This window comes from Cupriavidus lacunae (assembly GCF_003353055.1).
GTDB classification, from domain to species: Bacteria; Pseudomonadota; Gammaproteobacteria; order Burkholderiales; family Burkholderiaceae; genus Cupriavidus; species Cupriavidus lacunae.
In genome coordinates, this window is the sequence record NZ_QKWJ01000040.1 from 46,366 (window position 1) to 62,643 (window position 16,278).

The 16,278-nt window shown below is 61.9% G+C and carries 14 protein-coding genes; 6 read left to right on the forward strand and 8 right to left on the reverse strand.

The window, feature by feature from the left end:
- Nucleotides 1–70: 70 nt before the first annotated feature.
- Nucleotides 71–1,750 carry an ABC-F family ATP-binding cassette domain-containing protein gene (locus DN412_RS25820; protein WP_115214181.1) on the reverse strand — a complete coding sequence of 560 codons (1,680 nt, stop codon included), beginning with the start codon at nt 1,748–1,750 and terminating at the stop codon, nt 71–73.
- A gap of 344 nt (nt 1,751–2,094) precedes the next feature.
- On the opposite strand from DN412_RS25820, the gene DN412_RS25825 reads away from it, so the two are divergent.
- A complete protein-coding gene (locus tag DN412_RS25825; protein ID WP_133303083.1) occupies nt 2,095–2,403 on the forward strand; it encodes a hypothetical protein in 309 nt (102 codons plus the stop codon).
- 356 nt (nt 2,404–2,759) lie between these two features.
- Complete coding sequence (locus DN412_RS25830) at nt 2,760–3,896, forward strand: zinc-binding dehydrogenase (protein ID WP_115214183.1); 1,137 nt, start codon at nt 2,760–2,762, stop codon at nt 3,894–3,896.
- Between the two features lie 32 nt (nt 3,897–3,928).
- Here the strand turns inward: DN412_RS25830 and DN412_RS45945 are convergent, their stop codons facing one another.
- The 3 genes from DN412_RS45945 to DN412_RS25845 form a co-directional block, all read right to left on the reverse strand.
- Nucleotides 3,929–4,237, reverse strand: a complete 309-nt coding sequence (locus tag DN412_RS45945; RefSeq protein ID WP_244222784.1) for a DUF302 domain-containing protein — start codon at nt 4,235–4,237, stop codon at nt 3,929–3,931.
- A 76-nt stretch (nt 4,238–4,313) separates the two neighbouring features.
- Complete coding sequence (locus DN412_RS25840; protein WP_115214185.1) at nt 4,314–5,030, reverse strand: haloacid dehalogenase type II; 717 nt, start codon at nt 5,028–5,030, stop codon at nt 4,314–4,316.
- Nucleotides 5,031–5,081: 51 nt separating this feature from the next.
- Nucleotides 5,082–5,837, reverse strand: a complete 756-nt coding sequence (locus DN412_RS25845) for a class II aldolase/adducin family protein (protein ID WP_115214186.1) — start codon at nt 5,835–5,837, stop codon at nt 5,082–5,084.
- A gap of 354 nt (nt 5,838–6,191) precedes the next feature.
- On the opposite strand from DN412_RS25845, the gene DN412_RS25850 reads away from it, so the two are divergent.
- Complete coding sequence (locus DN412_RS25850; RefSeq protein ID WP_115214187.1) at nt 6,192–7,583, forward strand: MFS transporter; 1,392 nt, start codon at nt 6,192–6,194, stop codon at nt 7,581–7,583.
- Here DN412_RS25850 and DN412_RS25855 read toward each other — a convergent pair.
- The gene (locus DN412_RS25855; protein ID WP_115214188.1) at nt 7,564–8,250 is read right to left on the reverse strand and encodes a Crp/Fnr family transcriptional regulator; all 687 of its coding nucleotides are present in this window, start codon (nt 8,248–8,250) and stop codon (nt 7,564–7,566) included. The genes DN412_RS25850 and DN412_RS25855 overlap by 20 nt on opposite strands.
- Before the next feature lie 200 nt (nt 8,251–8,450).
- On the opposite strand from DN412_RS25855, the gene DN412_RS25860 reads away from it, so the two are divergent.
- From DN412_RS25860 to DN412_RS25870, 3 genes are read left to right on the forward strand one after another with little or no spacing between them, the layout of a single operon-like run.
- Complete coding sequence (locus DN412_RS25860; RefSeq protein ID WP_115214189.1) at nt 8,451–10,202, forward strand: alpha-keto acid decarboxylase family protein; 1,752 nt, start codon at nt 8,451–8,453, stop codon at nt 10,200–10,202.
- 28 nt (nt 10,203–10,230) lie between these two features.
- Entirely contained in the window at nt 10,231–12,189 is a 1,959-nt protein-coding gene (locus DN412_RS25865; protein WP_115214190.1) for an acyl-CoA synthetase, read from the forward strand.
- Nucleotides 12,190–12,191: 2 nt separating this feature from the next.
- A complete protein-coding gene (locus tag DN412_RS25870; protein ID WP_115214191.1) occupies nt 12,192–12,869 on the forward strand; it encodes a ferric reductase-like transmembrane domain-containing protein in 678 nt (225 codons plus the stop codon).
- A 29-nt stretch (nt 12,870–12,898) separates the two neighbouring features.
- On the opposite strand, the gene DN412_RS43500 is transcribed toward DN412_RS25870, so the two are convergent.
- The 3 genes from DN412_RS43500 to DN412_RS25885 form a co-directional block, all read right to left on the reverse strand.
- On the reverse strand, nt 12,899–13,057 hold the full coding sequence (locus tag DN412_RS43500) for a hypothetical protein (RefSeq protein ID WP_161564045.1): 159 nt from the start codon (nt 13,055–13,057) through the stop codon (nt 12,899–12,901).
- A 248-nt stretch (nt 13,058–13,305) separates the two neighbouring features.
- Nucleotides 13,306–15,276: an FUSC family protein gene (locus DN412_RS25880; RefSeq protein ID WP_115214192.1), complete on the reverse strand. Its 1,971-nt coding sequence runs from the start codon at nt 15,274–15,276 to the stop codon at nt 13,306–13,308.
- Complete coding sequence (locus tag DN412_RS25885; protein WP_482764218.1) at nt 15,257–15,559, reverse strand: hypothetical protein; 303 nt, start codon at nt 15,557–15,559, stop codon at nt 15,257–15,259. The genes DN412_RS25880 and DN412_RS25885 overlap by 20 nt, the downstream gene beginning before the upstream one ends.
- Nucleotides 15,560–16,278 lie beyond the last annotated feature (719 nt).

The following is a 16,278-nucleotide window of genomic DNA, read 5'->3' on the forward strand; positions in this document are numbered from 1 at the left end:
ACGGGGACCGGGTGCGTGGCGGCGGCCGACGCCACCGCAATCCTGCTGATCTGCCCATTGCCCCACCATTTCAGGCGATGACCTTCTCCTCTGCGGCAGGCTGCTCGCGCATGCGACGGGCTTCGTCGCGCAGGAACTGCTGGTAATCGTCCAGATCCCCGTCGAAGGGCTCGACGCCGCCCTTGGTGACCAGCCAGAACTCGTCACATACGGCGCGCAGCAGGGCCCGGTCGTGACTGACCAGCATCACTGTGCCTTCGAATTCGTTGAGTGCCATGCCTAGCGCTTCGCGTGTGGCCAGGTCGAGGTGGTTGGTAGGCTCGTCGAGCAGCAGCAGGTTGGGGCGCTGCCACACGATCATGCACAAGACGAGCCGCGCCTTTTCGCCACCGCTCATCGTGCTAACCGCCTGATGGACCATGTCGCCACTGAAGTTGAAGGTGCCGAGGAAGGTGCGAAGGGATTGTTCGGTTCCACTCTGGCCGGGGGCGCGCATGTGAGCAGGCGTGTCCTTGGCAAGGCGGATCATGTGTTCCATCGGCGTGTCGAGCGGGCGCAGCACGTCGAGTTCCTGTTGTGCGAAGTAGCCGATATTCAGGCCTTTGCCTTCGCTGATTTCGCCGGCAATCGGCGCCAGCGCGTGCGCCACCGTCTTCACCAGCGTGGACTTGCCTTGGCCGTTGGCACCGAGAATGCCGATGCGCTGCCCGGCCAGCACGGAACGGTTGATGCCCCGCACGATGACCGTGGGCGGCGTGCCCGGCAGTGCGCCGGTCGGCGCCGGGTAGCCGAAGCTCGCGTCCAGCATCGACAACAGCGGATTCGGGACGTTGAGGGGCTCCTTGAACTCGAAGTTGAACTCTGCGTCGGCAAGCACCGGTGCGATCTTCTCCATGCGTTCGAGCGCCTTGACCCGGCTCTGCGCCTGCTTCGCCTTCGAGGCCTTGGCCTTGAAACGGTCGATGAATTTCTGCAGGTGGGCGATCTTGTCCGCCTGCTTGGCCATCGCGGCCTGCTGCAATACGAGCTGCTCAGCGCGCATGTCTTCGAACTTGCTGTAGTTGCCGCCATAACGTACGAGCTTGGCGTTGTCGACGTGCACCGTCACCTGCGTCACCGCGTCCAGGAATTCGCGGTCGTGGCTGATCACTACCAGGGTTCCTTGATAGCGCTTGAGCCAGGCTTCCAGCCAGACCAGCGCGTCGAGGTCGAGGTGATTGGTCGGCTCGTCGAGCAGCAGCAGGTCGGACGGGCACATGAGCGCGCGCGCCAGTTGCAGTCGCATGCGCCAGCCGCCGGAGAAGCTGTTGACCGGCTGGCTAAGCTGCGCAGCACTGAAGCCAAGGCCCAGGATCAGCGCTTGAGCACGTGCGGGGGCATCGTGTGCACCGGCGTCGTGCAGGGCCATGTAGGCGTGCGCCATGCGCATGCCGTCGTCGCTGGCCTCGGCGGCGGCTACTTCGGCCTGCGCGGCCAACAGCACGGTGTCACCCTCGACTACGAAGTCCGTCGCGCTCTGCTCGGTCTCCGGCATCTCCTGCGCGACCTGGCCCATCTTCCACGCAGCGGGAATCGAGAACTCGCCGCTGTCTTCGTGCAGCGTGCCGTTGAGAAGGCCGAAGAAGGACGACTTGCCGGCGCCATTGCGGCCGACAAGACCAATCTTTTCGCCGGGGTTGAAGGTGACGGACGCGCGGTCGAGTACGGCATTGACGCCGCGACGCAGCGTGACATTACGGACGGAAATCATAGGGAGCCACTTCGGAGGGGATTGGCATGATAGCCGACCGGACGTGGGGGCTGTCTCTTTTCTGGCCGCAACGCTTGACGGTGCACACCGGCCACAAAGCAAGGAACCCCTGGCGCACCCGGCGTTCCGGCTGCGGGGCCAGCGAACATAGCGGTGAATGACGGCTCCTGGCCGGCAATCGCCGTTGCTGAGTCCTGAGCAAACGGCAGAGAATCGGCCGCCCCCCTTGGTGGCAGGGAAGTCGATCTTCTAGCATAGAGACGCTGGCCAGGCGACCGACAAGGCAGGGAGCGCCCGATATGACGGTTACGAGTCAAGTGACGGTTACGCAGCTTCAGGAGGTAATGGATATGTCTGCCACAAGGATTGAGATGTGCGACCAAGATGGTGACGGGGTATTGACCATTCGAGATGACGGCGCCGAATTTTCAGGCGTCGCGCTTGAGCTTTCGAATCTTTTCGGTGAAGACGTGGTCGCGGATCTTGACAAGCACCAGTTGCTCAAATGGTGCGAGATGGTCGCGGCCCACCTTCGCAACCAAGGCGTTATGCCAAGCGAGTGCGCTCCGGAGGGCTACGTCAACAAAACTAGTCAAAGCCGGACGAAAGAGCAGCCTGGCGTCGAGGAACTTTTGCAGTCGGCGTCATCTTGACTCTGACGAACGCGAGACGCTCTGCTGGCAACAGAGCGTCTTTTCGTTGGCGCATTGCTTAACAATCCCCACCAGCCAGCGATTCCCGTCTATCTCCAGGCGTGGCGAGATTTCAGTCTTGCTCGCTTACCAGCGACGGACCGGTCGACGGCCGTTTCCGATCTCTCCTGGCCGGACCGGTTCGAAATTACCGAATATATCCACCGCTATCAGTGCGATGCATGATGGCCTGTCGGCCGACGCATGACCTGAATTTCCGGCTCAGTACGGGATTCGCAGGAACTTGCTACATTGCTGACTGCTGGCGAAAGCAGCCCCACGCTGCTGCCCCGCTCACCGCAAACCGAGGAGACATAATGCACACCGGACTTCAACTTCGTTCGCAAATCAAGAGCAGCGGTGAACTCGAGCTGTCGCTAGACAGCATCGACACACCGCACCCTGGCCCGGATGAAGTGCTCATCCGTATTGAAGCCTCTCCCCTCAACCCGTCCGATCTCGGCCTGCTGTTCGGTGCGGCCGACATGAGCACGGCCAAGGCCAGCGGCACGGCCGAGCGCCCCATAGTCACCGCGCGCGTTCCGGAAGGCGCGATGCGCAGCATGGCGGGCCGCCTGGATGTGTCCATGCCGGTTGGCAATGAGGGCGCGGGCGTGGTCGTCGATGCAGGCTCGTCCCCTGCGGCGCAAGCCTTGATGGGCAAGACCGTAGCTGCCATCGGCGGCGCGATGTATTCGCAGTACCGCTGCATTTCCGCGGACCAGTGCCTGGTCCTGCCCGAAGGCGCCACGCCTGCTGACGGCGCGTCGTCATTCGTCAACCCGCTCACCGCACTGGGCATGGTCGAGACCATGCGGCGCGAAGGACATAGCGCCCTGGTGCACACTGCCGCGGCCTCCAACCTGGGCCAGATGCTCAATCAGATCTGTCTCAAGGATGGCATCAAGCTGGTGAACATCGTGCGCAGGCAAGAGCAGGCGGACCTGCTCAAGGCGCAAGGTGCGGTCCACGTCTGCAACGCCGCGTCGCCCACGTTCATGCAGGACCTCACCGAGGCACTCGTCGCCACTGGCGCAACGATCGCGTTCGACGCCACGGGCGGCGGCAAGCTCGGCGGCCAGATCCTCACCTGCATGGAAGCGGCCTTGAACAAGACGGCCCGCGAATACAGCCGCTATGGCTCGACCACCCACAAGCAGGTCTACCTCTACGGCGGCCTGGACACAAGCCCGACCGAGTTCAACCGCAACTTCGGCATGGCGTGGGGCATGGGCGGCTGGCTGCTGTTCCCGTTCCTGCAGAAGATCGGGCGCGAGCGGGCCAATGCGCTGAAGCAACGCGTGGTGGCGGAGCTGAAGACCACCTTTGCCAGCCACTATTCGAAAGAGATCTCGCTGGCCGAGGTGCTGGACCTGGACGTGATCGCCGTCTACAACAAGCGCGCGACGGGGGAGAAGTACCTGATCAACCCTAACAAGGGCCTGGCCGGATAAATCACCCCGGGGCGCCTTGCGCGCCCACAGTGTCAGGAATCAGCCGCTGCGCCACAGCCAGCGGCGCGGCCGGCCGGCAATGGGTGAGCGCTTTCCAGTTCCGCGGCGGTGTGGAAGCTCACCCAGGTGCCGCCCTGACAGTCATCGCGCACCAGCACGCGCAGGGGCAAGTCCAGCGCAACGCCGGGTGCCGCGAGCATCAACGGCGTTCCCCGCTTGGCGTTGCCATAGACCAGCATCTGCGTCGGCGGCATTGCTAGCCCGGCGTTGCGTGCAGCCTCAGCATGGTCGGAGTTCTGGGCCTTCCTGGCGGGCACTACTAACGGTAGTCTGTCCTTCACGATGTAGATCGCCAGGTTTCCTTCCCCGGGTCGAAGGCGGGTGGCCGGCGGTTACCGGCTTCGCGGGATTGGGCCATCAATGGCTCGTGAAGACCCGTACCAGTTCCAGCAGATCGCCTGCTCGCCACTCCCATGCTTGCTCATAGGAGCCATCCGGAGCTCGTGCGCCTCCGTACTCCATCGGGCGATCGACATACGCAGTCTGCAGTCCACATGCCCTCGCCGCTGCCAGGTCACTATGGTGGCAAGCCACCAGACACAGATCCTGAGGATCGAGACACAGTGCCGCTGCTGACGCAAGGTAGGCTTGTGGTGTCGGCTTGTAGCTTCGCGAAACTTCCGCACCCAGGATTGCGTCCCACTCGAGTCCGTTGAACCGGTTCATCGCGATCATCAGCGCGATGTTCGCATTGGACAGTGTCACCACGGGGAAAAGCTTCCGGAGTTGGGCAAGGCCGGGAGGCACGTCGGGCCATGGCCGCAGGCGCCGCCATGCGTAAGCCAGGTCCAGCAATTCGCCCTCACCAATTGCTGCGGTTCCGATCCCACGGCGCTCCAGCAGTTGGACAAGCGTTTCGAGATGCAATGCATCCAATAGCCTGAAGGGCCGACGACCACTGCGACACTCCTCCATTGCAGGCTGATAGAGGTTGCGCCAGTCGTCGGCAAATGCTCCGGGATCGGTTCCGGGCATGTATCGAGCCAGGAAGGCGGCCGCTTGCTCCGCAATGCCGGTCCGCCAGTCCACCACCGTCCCGAAAACATCAAAGGCCAAGGCTTTGGGTAGTTTCATTGAATTCGTTCCAAGTTATGCCCGGATGCCGGCGCCCTGTCTGGGCGATGGTCAGGTCTTGTAGCTGGGATCGATCCGATCCAGTTTTCGCAGCAGGGCGGACCAGACGAACGCGCCGCCTTGTCCTTCGGTCTGCGCCTTCGCGCTGCCGGCATTGAACTCCATTATCTCGGGATCAACCGTAAATAGGTCACCACCCGCTTGCGCCGAGATCTGTATCTGGCAAGTCGTTTCGAACAGGTACATGGAGAGGAACGCGTCCGCAACGCTCGGACCGACAGTGAGCAGCCCGTGGTTGCGCAACATGAGGTAGGTTGCGTTGCCGAGATCGGCTTGCAGGCGAGGCTTCTCATCGTCCCGGATTGCGACACCTTCGTAATCGTGATAGGCCAGCGAGCGCATCAGGAAGCTGGACTGCTGTGATATGGGAAGCACGCCACACTTCTGCGCACTGACGGCCACGCCGGCTCGTGTGTGGGTGTGCAGTACACATTGCACATCCTCGCGCGCGGCATGAATCGCGCTGTGAATCACGAAGCCGGCCCGATTGATGGGGAAGGTCGTGTCGCGAAGCTTGTTGCCCTCCTGATCCACCAGCACAAGAGACGACGCGGTGATTTCATCAAACAGCAGGCCGTAGGGATTGATGAGGAAGCGGTGCTCCGGGCCGGGTACGCGCGCACTGATATGCGTGAACACGAGATCCGTCCAGCCATGAAGCGCTACGAGCCGGTAACAGGCAGCGAGATCGCAGCGCAGTTGCCACTCCTGGGCGCTGACGGTGTCTTTGAGGGCAGAAATTTGCATTGGGAACTCCTTCCAACGACGATGCATGCTCGATCGGCTAGCCGGGTTGCGTGGCCGATCGCATGGTTCTGCCAATGTAAGAGGCCGTGCGCTGGGCAAACTGCAAGAGTTCTTGCAATTCCGGGTTTATCCCAGTGTTGTCGCCAGAAGTCGCGCAAGCGCGTGCCACGGCGATTCGCCAGGGAATCTGGTGGTCGAACTCTCGAAAGCCCGCAGCGCTAGGCCGCCAGGCCTTCGCCCGATATGCCCGCAGCACCGCGTTATCCCGAGGATTGTCAGTTTTCTGGCATTCGCAACGCCTCCGCTTGCCTACCATCGCCAATCGAGCGGGATCAATAGCGGATGGAGATAACGATGAAGGTTCATTCAGGAATGCAGGCGGACGCGGTGCGCGAGTTGCATGGTGACGCGTTGGCGGCCGGCGAGCAGGTAGTCGCGGACGGCGATATCGAGTTGACTTACCGGGGGATCACGCTTCGATTGATGCCATTGCTGTTCATCTGCTGCGTGCTCAACCATATCGACCGCATCAACATCGGATACGCGCAACTGCAGATGAAATCCGAACTGGGCTTTTCTGCCGCAGTGTATGGCATCGGGGCCAGCATGTTCTACGTGGGCTACCTGCTGTGCGAGATACCGAGCAACCTTGCCATGCAGAGAATCGGTGCCCGCAAGACCCTCTTGCGAATCATGCTGCTCTGGGGCCTGGCATCGGCCGCAACGCTGTTTGTCAGAACCCCGTTGGAGTTCTATGTCGTCCGCTTCCTGCTCGGAGTCTTCGAAGCAGGATTTTTTCCCGGCGTAGTGCTCTACCTTACGTTCTGGTACCCACCCGAGCGACGCGCCAGGATCATTGCCATTCTCATGGCAGCCGGAGTTGCCGCGGGCATGATCGCCGGTCCGCTATCAGGATGGATCATTCAGAACCTCAATAGCCTTTGGGGCCTGAAGGGATGGCAATGGATGTTCGTGCTGCAGGGCTTCCCGGCCTCCTTGCTGGGCATCATTGCCTACTACTACCTGACAGATCATCCGGGGCAGGCCACATGGCTGAGCGAAAGAAAACGCCAACTGGTTGCTTCGCATACGGCCCATGAGTCGCAGCAAATACCTGGTTCCGACGGCGGCGGGATCCGCGCCATATGGCGACATCCATCGCTCTTTTCCCTTGCGTACCTTTACTTCGCCATTAGCTGTGGCGCCTACACGCTCAGCTTCTGGCTGCCGGAGATGATTCATGGCTGGGGAGTGTCGAACATACAGGAAGTGGGCTTCTACTCGCTCATTCCATACTCCGTTGGCATGCTGGCCATGTTCTGGGTCGCACGTCGGTCAGACGCGCGCCGTAGTCACAGGCAGAGCTTTGTGACTGCCACTTGCGTTGCAGCGCTCGGGCTTGCCGCGACGGCCTGCGCAACAGGCGGCCTCTGGATGTCGATGGCACTTGTTTCGGCAGCGACCGCTGGTGTCGTATCGGCGTTCCCGGTCTTCTGGGCAATTGCGACCAGTGTCTTGCCGAAGAACGTGGCCGCAATAGGGATCGCCGCAATAACGACCTTGTCAGGCCTGGCCGGAGTGCTCTGCCCAGCTTCGATGGGGTTGCTGAAGACAGCGACAGGAAGCACTTCAATTGGATTGTATGTCCTTGCGGCGCTGCTGGTCTCTGCGGGTATTGTCATGTCGCGGCTTCATGGCGTGGATCGCGCTTCGCCTCCGACCACCGCTAGTCGTCGAACGACATGAGGACGTCCATGGACACGATCTCGACGTGGCCGTAGCGTAAAGCAACGGCACCTTGCGCAGCCATCGCCTTGAGTTCAAGAGCAAGTGTCTGGCGCGAGATGCCGAGCATCATGGCGAGCGTATCCTGGGAAACAGGGATTTTCGCCCGATGCTCGGCAGCCAGGGTTGCGTCACCACGAGCAAGACGCATCAGACGACGGGCAATCCTTGTGCGAGTGGAATGGAGCGTCGCGTCTTCGAGCATCTGGTAGAGCAGGCTCGTGTGCTGGCACAGCAGTACCGCGATGGCTCTCGCAAACACGGCATTCTGCATGAATGCATTGAACGCTTCAGGGCTGAGCTTCAGGACAAGCGCGGCCTCGACCGCGGTAACGTCAAAAGCGCTTGGCCACCCGGTAATGGTGGACATTTGTCCGAACCAGTTGCCTGGCTCCAGGATAACCAGGATGCCTTCCTTGCCGTCACTGCGGACGCTTGACGCCTTCAGGCGTCCGTCAACGATACCGAAAAATCCGGCCGGCGGATCGCCGCGCCGGAACAATGACTCGCCAACAGCGAGTCGCATCTGGGTACTGTTTTCCACCAGGTTTTGTCGCTCGGCCAGGGGCAGCGACCGAAACCACGGGTTTCCAGACATTTTCTCAATGAGGGGCGCGTTGAGGTTCATGGTGGGGCAAAGTCGAAAGCGCTTAACGAATCCTGCAATTGCAAGACATCTTACAGACTGGCGAGACGGTCCGCTCGTAGCATGCGAGCACGCTGCACTGCAGTAACGGTTTGATCGGAGCCAGTACGGTATGCGGTTCGAGCTCGCGGCCTCCTGCTCTGCGGCCTTGCAATGACCCCTCATCGTGGAGTGACATCATCATGCGTATGCAAATCGGGACATTCCTTGCCCGCAGACTCAAGGAAACGGGTGTACGGCACGTTTTCGGCGTGCCTGGCGACTTTAACCTGTCGTTCCTTGAGCAGATCCAGGATGCCCCTGGCATCGAGTTCGTCGGAAACTGCAATGAGTTGAATGCCGCCTATGCAGCGGACGGGTACGCCCGTACTTCGGGTCTTGCGGCATTCGTCACGACCTTTGGGGTCGGGGATCTCGCCGCGATTGGAGGCATCGCGGGAGCGTACGCGGAGAACGTGCCGGTCGTACACATCACGGGCGCACCGCCGTTGCACGCCATCAACAGTGGCGCGCTCGTCCACCATACGCTGGTCGACGGCGATTACGAGAACATCGGCCGCTGCATGTCCGAGTTTACCGTTGCCCAGGCGCGCATCACGCCTGCCAACGCCGCGTACGAGATCGATCGGATACTGCGATCCTGCTGGCTGGAGCGCCGGCCGGTACACCTGCAATTGCCGTCGGATGTCACGCACATCGTCGTCGAAGTACCGGACACGCCACTCGTGCTTGCCGATCCTGCGAGCGATCCGGGGCAACTCCGTGTCGCGGTGCAGCGCATTGTCGAAGCGCTGGACGCCGCGCGCGCTCCCGTGCTGCTCGTCGATGCAGAGGCTGATCGCTTTGGCGTGACGGAGCTTGTCGTCAGGATCGCGGAGAAGTGTGCCATCCCATGCGCATCGCTCATGCCGGCGAAGGGGGCAATCGACGAAACATCCAGGCACTATATCGGCAGCTACGCCGGTGCCGCGAGCGCCGCATCGGTGCGCCACGTTGTCGAGAACACGGACTGCCTGATCGGCGTTGGACTGCGCTTCACCGACTCGAGCACGGCGCTGTTCTCCCAGCGAATCAACATGGAGTCCTTCATCGATCTGCGCCGGCACGATCTGAGTATCGGCACGAAGCAGATGCCCGGCGTCACACTAAGGGACGTACTCACCGGAGTCCTCATGAATGCGAAGCCAGTGTCTCGCCCACCCGCGAGTGAGTTGCCTGCTACTGCGAACCTCACCGATCCGGCCCCGGTATCCGCCGATGAGCCGCTCACGCACGCCACACTCTGGCCGCAAGTCAGCCGCTTCCTGCAGCCGGGTGATGTGATCGTGGGCGAAGCCGGCACTGCGCATGCGGCGCTTGTCTCGATGAGCTTGCCGGCGGGCGCGACTTACATTGCCGCGCCAACGTGGGGGGCAGTCGGCTTTTCGTTGCCGGCGCTGTTCGGCTCGCATGTGGGTGCGTCGTCGCGGCGGCACCTGCTTTTCATCGGCGACGGGTCTTTCCAGTTCACTGCACAGGAACTGTCTTCGATTCTGCGCCGAGACCTGAAGCCCGTGATCTTTCTGCTGAACAATGGCGGATACACGATCGAGCGGATGATCCTGGGAGAGAACTCCGCCTATAACGATGTCGACAACTGGAGGTATACGGACCTGGCTCGTGCCTTCGACCGGCGCGACAGGTCGCTCTCGCTTGAGGTGCGGACGGTAGGCGAACTGGGCGCGGCGCTCGCCCGCGTCGAATCCGCGGACTGTCTTGTCTTCGTCGAACTGAATCTGCCGAAGATGGACGCGCCCGCACTATTGAAGCAGTTTGCCGGCCGCCTCGCCCAGTTCGACTATGGCGAGTTTGGACCGAGGAATTCTCCGCCTGCCGTTGCACAAGGAGCGGAGGCACCCGCTCCCCGTGCGCATGGCGAAAGGCTCGGGGCGTGACGGTCGCCATCAGCCAACCGGAGACACCATGAAGGGCATTGCCAACCAGAACGACGTCCTTGCCATCGAAGCGCAGGGAATGCCGGCGGACCTGCCGGACAGTACATACGCGATGATCTGCCGCGGCGCAGCCATCAATCCGTCGGCGCCAGCGCTCTCGTACTTCCCCGGCGCCGACGCATATCGCGACACCGAGTGCTGGACCTATGGAGAACTGATCCGGGACATCACGCGGACGGCCAACATGTTCAGCAGCCTCGGTGCAGGGTCGCGTTCAGTGATCGCCTATGTTCTCCCCAACTTGCCCGAAACGCATTTCGTGATCTGGGGTGGGCAAGCAGCGGGTATCGTCTGCGCTATCAGTCCGCTTCTCGAAGGCGAGGCGATCGCCGAGCTGCTCGGCGCAGCCGGTGCCAGCGTGCTTGTGACGCTGGCACCTTTCCCCGGGGTCGACCTTTGGCAAAGAGTGCAGCCCGTTCTGCACAAGATCCCGTCCTTGCGGCATCTTGTGCTCGTGAATATGGCTGATCGCGTGCCGGGTCGACGGCGTTTCACCGCTCGAATGCCGGCGGAGGATGGCGCCTTGCGCAGCGCTGTCCCGGCGCACATCCAGTTGCACGACTTCGGTACTGCCATCGGGCGTGAAACGGGAGCCAAGCTTGACAGCGCTCGCCACTTCGGCGCTGGCGACTCATCGTCCTACTTCTGTACGGGCGGTACCACGGGTATGCCGAAGATAGCCATGCGATGCCACGGTAATGAAGTCGCCAATGCCTGGAGCGCAGGCGAGTTCTTCGGTGAAAGTATCGGTCCTGGCAAGACGATCTTCTGTGGACTACCGCTTTTCCATGTCAATGCCGTCATGGCAACCGGCTTGCTGCCATTCTTCAAAGGTGCTCACGTCATACTCGGAACGCCTCATGGCTTTCGCGGCGAAGGCGTTATCCAGCGATTCTGGGAGCTCGTCGCGTACCACCGCATCAACTTCTTCAGCGCGGTGCCAACGATCTATGCTTCACTTCTGGACGTCCCGGTCGACGCGCACGATATCAGTTCACTTGAATATGGCCTGTGTGGCGCTGCGTCGATGCCAGCCGAAGTCTTCCGCACTTTTCAGGAACGAACGGGAATCCGGATCCTTGAGGGTTACGGCCTGACAGAGGGGACGTGCGTAAGCGCAGTCAATCCGCCGAACGGTGAACGCAGGCTCGGCTCTATCGGCCGGCGCGTCCCGGGCCAGGCGATGAAGGCGGTTGTTGTCGATGATGCCGGCCGGTACGTGCGTGACTGTTCCGCCGGTGAAGTGGGGCTGCTGGTCATTTCCGGAGCGAACGTGTTCGACGGCTATTTGCGTGACGAGCAGAGCGGGAAACTCTGGCTCGAACTGGGTGACGGCAGGCGCTGGCTCAACACGGGAGACCTGGGTCGTTGCGATGCCGACGGCTATTTCTGGCTTGCCGGACGCATGAAGGACCTGATCATACGGGGTGGCCACAATATTGATCCCGCCGCAATCGAGGAGCCGCTTCATCGCCATCCGTCGGTCCAGATCGCCGCCGCCGTGGGTCGCCCGGACGCGCATGCCGGGGAGTTGCCAGTGGCTTATGTGCAACTCAGACCAGGCTTGACGGCGACCGAGTCAGAGCTCGCTGAGTTCATGCGCGCCGAAATTGGCGAGCGTGCCGCGCTGCCCAAGCGAATCAGGATCGTGGACAGGATGCCGGTCACCGGTGTCGGCAAGATCTTCAAGCCGGAACTGAAGCGCCGCGAGGCGGCTGATGTGGCGCGTCTGGCGCTTGCCGAAGCGGGCATCGATTGTGAGGCGGTCACGGCAGCCATAGCCGGGCCAGGCGGGATCCGGATTTCTGTCGAGCTCCACGATTCCAATTTCGAGCAAATCGCAAATGAAGTGCTCGGGCGCTACCCGTTCGAATTCGGGATCTCCGTTGCACCGGACAGTACAGCGCCCACACCTGACCAGGAGTGATCATGATCCGTTGGAGACTTTTCTTTGTGTTATCGGCCCTGGTGACGCTGGTAGCGGCAGGGACATACGCATTGGCGCCCGACCCGCTGCAATCCTTGCAGGACACGGTACGGGTAACGGCACGAGCCTCGTTTGTTCTGTTTCTGGCCGTGTTCACCGCGTCCTCGCTGGCGAAACTCGTGTCATCGGCTCTGACGCGGGCATTGGTGCGAGAGCGACGCTATGTCGGGCTGTCATTCGCCTTCGCTCATTTTCTGCACGCGCTAGCGATCATCGCCTACAGCAACACGGTGCCCGAAGCCTTTTGGCTGGGGCGCTCGCCTGCGAGCAACGTGCCTGGTCTTATCGGCTATGTGGCAATTCTGCTGCTGACAATCACGTCGTTCGATACCCCGATGCGCCTTGTCGGCCCGGTCAACTGGAAGAGATTGCATCGCACTGGCGTCTGGGTCATCGCGGTCATATTCGCGGGGTCCTTCCTGACCCGCATCCCGCAACATGCCGGCTATGCGGTGCCCGGCGTGATCATGCTGGCGGCAATGCTTCTGCGTGTCGCAGTATATTTCGGGAAGGCTCGCAGCAAGGACGCGGCGGTATCCGCGCCCAACCATCACGGACGTTCTACACGTTGTGGCCGTATGCCGGAACCTGCCGAGCTCCGAACGGTAAGGGAGCGGTAGCTATGCCTCACGCTGCTGGCCCGCTACGCCTACATGCCTGTTTTCCGGCCGGGGGCACCCACTGGGGCAACGCGACCAGCGTGCCGTCGCGCAGTTCGTTCACCAACATGAACGATCAGCGATACGGCATCCGAGCGTTGCAGCACGATTTTCAGGATCTCCACGCTGTCGCACGTCGTGGTCAGCAAGGCGTCTCCTTGGGTATCCGCTTGCGGGCGGTGCAACTGGCGGCGATCCTCAGAGGTCATCCCGGGCAAGCGTGTAGTCAGCTGGCTTCGTCGACTCTGCAGCCTTGCCCGGAACGATCTCCCCCGACGCCGTGGTGGCAGGCTGCCAGGGCCGGTCAGGTTGTTCTGGTGCAAGGTCCAGCGATGCCGTCGCGCACCTGGCAAGACTTGCGGCGAGCAGCATCTGTGCTAGGGGCAGCAGTCCAGTTCTATGCATCCAGCGGGGATCCGGTAGCGGCGCTCGGCGGCTCATGCTGCGTCGACTCGGCCAGATGCTGGTCTACCAATGCAAGCAGCGCGTCGCGCGCGGACAGCTGCGGAAGCGACGAAACCGGCGGCACGCTCCCAATGCCGTCCGTGCGCAACGCGTGGAGGCGCAGCGCGATGTCCGGATCGCCCGGATATCGCTCCGCCAGCAGGAACAGGGGGCCAGCCATCGCATCCAGCGCCACCAGATGCCGCTGCCGTGCCTCAAGCCAATCCGCGGCGGGCTTCACCGACGCCGGCTCGTACTGCGCGAGGATCAGGTTTTGTGTGAGCTCGCCCTGCAGGGCCAGCGCCGCCGCGGCGTGCTGGCGCCGCGATTCGCGTTGCAACGTGCCAACAAGTTGTTGCCACTGGTTCACCAGGCCCGCAAGCGCGGTCTCTATCCGGCCCGAGATACTGACCGGCCAGATGCACGTAGAGACCAGATAAACCGCCAGATTGCCGACAATGATGCCGATAATCCGATCCCGCGCGATGGTGAGATCGAAGCCCGGTGCCGGGCCTTGGATCACACACAGGTAGAACGCAAACGCAATCTGGAAGCCCGCGTACGAGATCCGTGGCGAACCCTGCGCCACCCATGCGGAAATCCACGTCCCGGCAAACACCAGCAGCAACAGTCCAGTCACCGATGAAAGCGAAGGAACGACGTAGACCAGCGCTGCCATACCGATCAGCGCGCCTATCATGCAGCCAGTCAGTCGCAGCACGAGCTTTTCCACAGATTCGGCTGTAGTACCGAGCGAGACCACATAACAGGTGATAAAGCAGGTATGAATGCCGGACCAGTTGAGTTGCTGGTAGAGCACGTAGCAAAACATTGCTGCGCCGGTGGTCTTGAGCGCGTAGCGGACATGTTCGGGATTCGTGAAGGCGTCCGCGGCAAAAAAGCCGCCACGCTTTTCGGCAAACGCAGCAGGTGCCGTGACTGGGATATCGTCGCGCGGCTCCGCAAAGCCGGTGATGGCATCCTGCAACTCACCGACGATGGCCTGCTGCACCGCGGCATGCGCGTCGACTGCGGGCAGCCCAAGCGAAATCTCAACAGGATACCCACCGGCGGCGAGCATTCCCGCCATCTGGTCGAGCGTGTCAGCAATCGGCTCGGCAAAGGATGCCGGCAGCCGTGCTCCGGGTTGGCGCAGACTCGTATCGACGGCAATCAGGATCGCCATCGTCGAGGCCGCGGCGCGTTGCAGCGCGGCCAGATCCTCGGCCCGTGACAGGCCTTCGATCTTTGCCAGCTTGAGCCACCCCGCCACCGGCTGGACACCATCGCGCAGCAGGCCGACAAGGGCAGAGGCATCCGCGTTGGCATCGCGCAGCGCGTTGGCAGCTGTCCGGAGGCAATGGGCGAGCCGGTCGCCGGCAAGCCTGCGTGGCGCAGCGCCCATGACCAGATTTACCACCACGTTCACACCGATCGGAATCGCCACCATCAACAACGTGTAGAGCAGGCCGCGTGTCGCAAGTTCGCCGCTCGGGACGAGTCCAAGCTCGTCGAGCCCATATCCGACGATCATGGCGACGCTGGCACCTACCGGGCGTAGCTTGCTGGCCGACGTCAGGAACAGGAATCCAAACGATAGGACCGCCATGCAGGCAACGCGGAGCAGCGGCTCATCCAAAGTGAGATCGCCCAGCACGATCAGCAGCCCGATGATCAGGCTAATCAGCACTAGCATCGCCACACTCATCACGATGCTGGTGGTACGGTCCAGGCGGTTGACAAAGAACACCACGTAAGGGGAAGTGGCAGCCTCCGGCGTACCGTATATGCTTGTGACCAGCACGGTGAGCGTGCTGGCAACGGCGACGCGCGTGGTGGCATACGCCCGCCCGGGGAACGGTGCGAGCAGCGCGCCGATGTCGGCGATGCCCAGACGCAGCTTGTCAGCGGCAGGCTGCACCATGTCCGATCTCGACAGTTGCACTGGCACCCGCACGGGCGAGCGCCTCAGGCGGGGCTTCGACCAGGATTCGCACTGGGAATCGTTTGGCCACGCGGACCCAGTTCACCGATGGTTGCACGTAGGGCAGTGTGCGCGGCAGATTGACGCGGTCGGTATCGATCACACCAACGCCGATGCCAGTCACCTTGCCGCGAATCGCCTGGCGGCGCTCGATCATCAGGCGTCCGCGCGACGGGCCTTTCCGAACGCCAGCCATTTTCATAGGAAGTGCCCCATACGCCAGACGATCTCAGCGATCATCAGGCCGATTGCAGTATTGACCCACAATTGAAGACCCACGGTTTGGGCCCAGCCAGTCTTCATGAATAGACGATAGGAAACGCGCACCGGCGCAGCCTTCAATTAGACTGGTCAACGAGCCGATAATAACCAGGCGGGCCGAACGGTCAAGCAGCTTCATCGTGGAAGCCCGGCGTCAGACAGGCAACCTCGGCCGAACGCAGGAGAAGGGCGAGCGGAGCGCCCGGCGCGGATCTGGAGCTTCGACAGTTCAGAGGTCATGGATCGCTCAAATGCATGAAACTGAAACAAAACCGATCAAGGCAATACCCTGTCAATGCGCAGCGGTCGATCGAACCCTTTTTGTGTGGAGCGACAAGATTGGCCTGGCTGGGACGCGGGATGATGAAAGGGAATTCAGGCGCGCGGCGCTCGCCGTCTGCTTCCGGTACCCTCCCCGGGTTAGCCGGGTCGTTGCTTTGCAACCCCGTCCTAGCCCTACTTTCGCAAGCTCGGTGTTATTCCGCGGCGGCACCGAGCCGGAATGCCGCGTAGATACTGGATTTCGCTTGATTCTTTGGCTCGGAGATGCTACATGAGGGAATGCACATCTTCGAACGAGAAGTTAAAGGCCGTCGCTACCGTATTGCCGCGCAGTCGGTGTGGGACGCGGAGCGGGGCCGTTCCGTCGCGCGCCAAGTCGTGCTGGGACCGGCCGAGCAG

Coding starts and splice junctions, on each gene's coding strand:
- DN412_RS25860 (WP_115214189.1), top strand. CDS start 8,451: ATGCGTATGCAAATCGGGACATTCCTTGCCCGCAGACTCAAGGAAACG.
- DN412_RS25845 (WP_115214186.1), bottom strand. CDS start 5,837: ATGCAAATTTCTGCCCTCAAAGACACCGTCAGCGCCCAGGAGTGGCAA.
- DN412_RS25865 (WP_115214190.1), top strand. CDS start 10,231: ATGAAGGGCATTGCCAACCAGAACGACGTCCTTGCCATCGAAGCGCAG.
- DN412_RS25870 (WP_115214191.1), top strand. CDS start 12,192: ATGATCCGTTGGAGACTTTTCTTTGTGTTATCGGCCCTGGTGACGCTG.
- DN412_RS25850 (WP_115214187.1), top strand. CDS start 6,192: ATGAAGGTTCATTCAGGAATGCAGGCGGACGCGGTGCGCGAGTTGCAT.
- DN412_RS25825 (WP_133303083.1), top strand. CDS start 2,095: ATGGATATGTCTGCCACAAGGATTGAGATGTGCGACCAAGATGGTGAC.
- DN412_RS25855 (WP_115214188.1), bottom strand. CDS start 8,250: ATGAACCTCAACGCGCCCCTCATTGAGAAAATGTCTGGAAACCCGTGG.
- DN412_RS25830 (WP_115214183.1), top strand. CDS start 2,760: ATGCACACCGGACTTCAACTTCGTTCGCAAATCAAGAGCAGCGGTGAA.
- DN412_RS25880 (WP_115214192.1), bottom strand. CDS start 15,276: ATGGTGCAGCCTGCCGCTGACAAGCTGCGTCTGGGCATCGCCGACATC.
- DN412_RS25820 (WP_115214181.1), bottom strand. CDS start 1,750: ATGATTTCCGTCCGTAATGTCACGCTGCGTCGCGGCGTCAATGCCGTA.
- DN412_RS25840 (WP_115214185.1), bottom strand. CDS start 5,030: ATGAAACTACCCAAAGCCTTGGCCTTTGATGTTTTCGGGACGGTGGTG.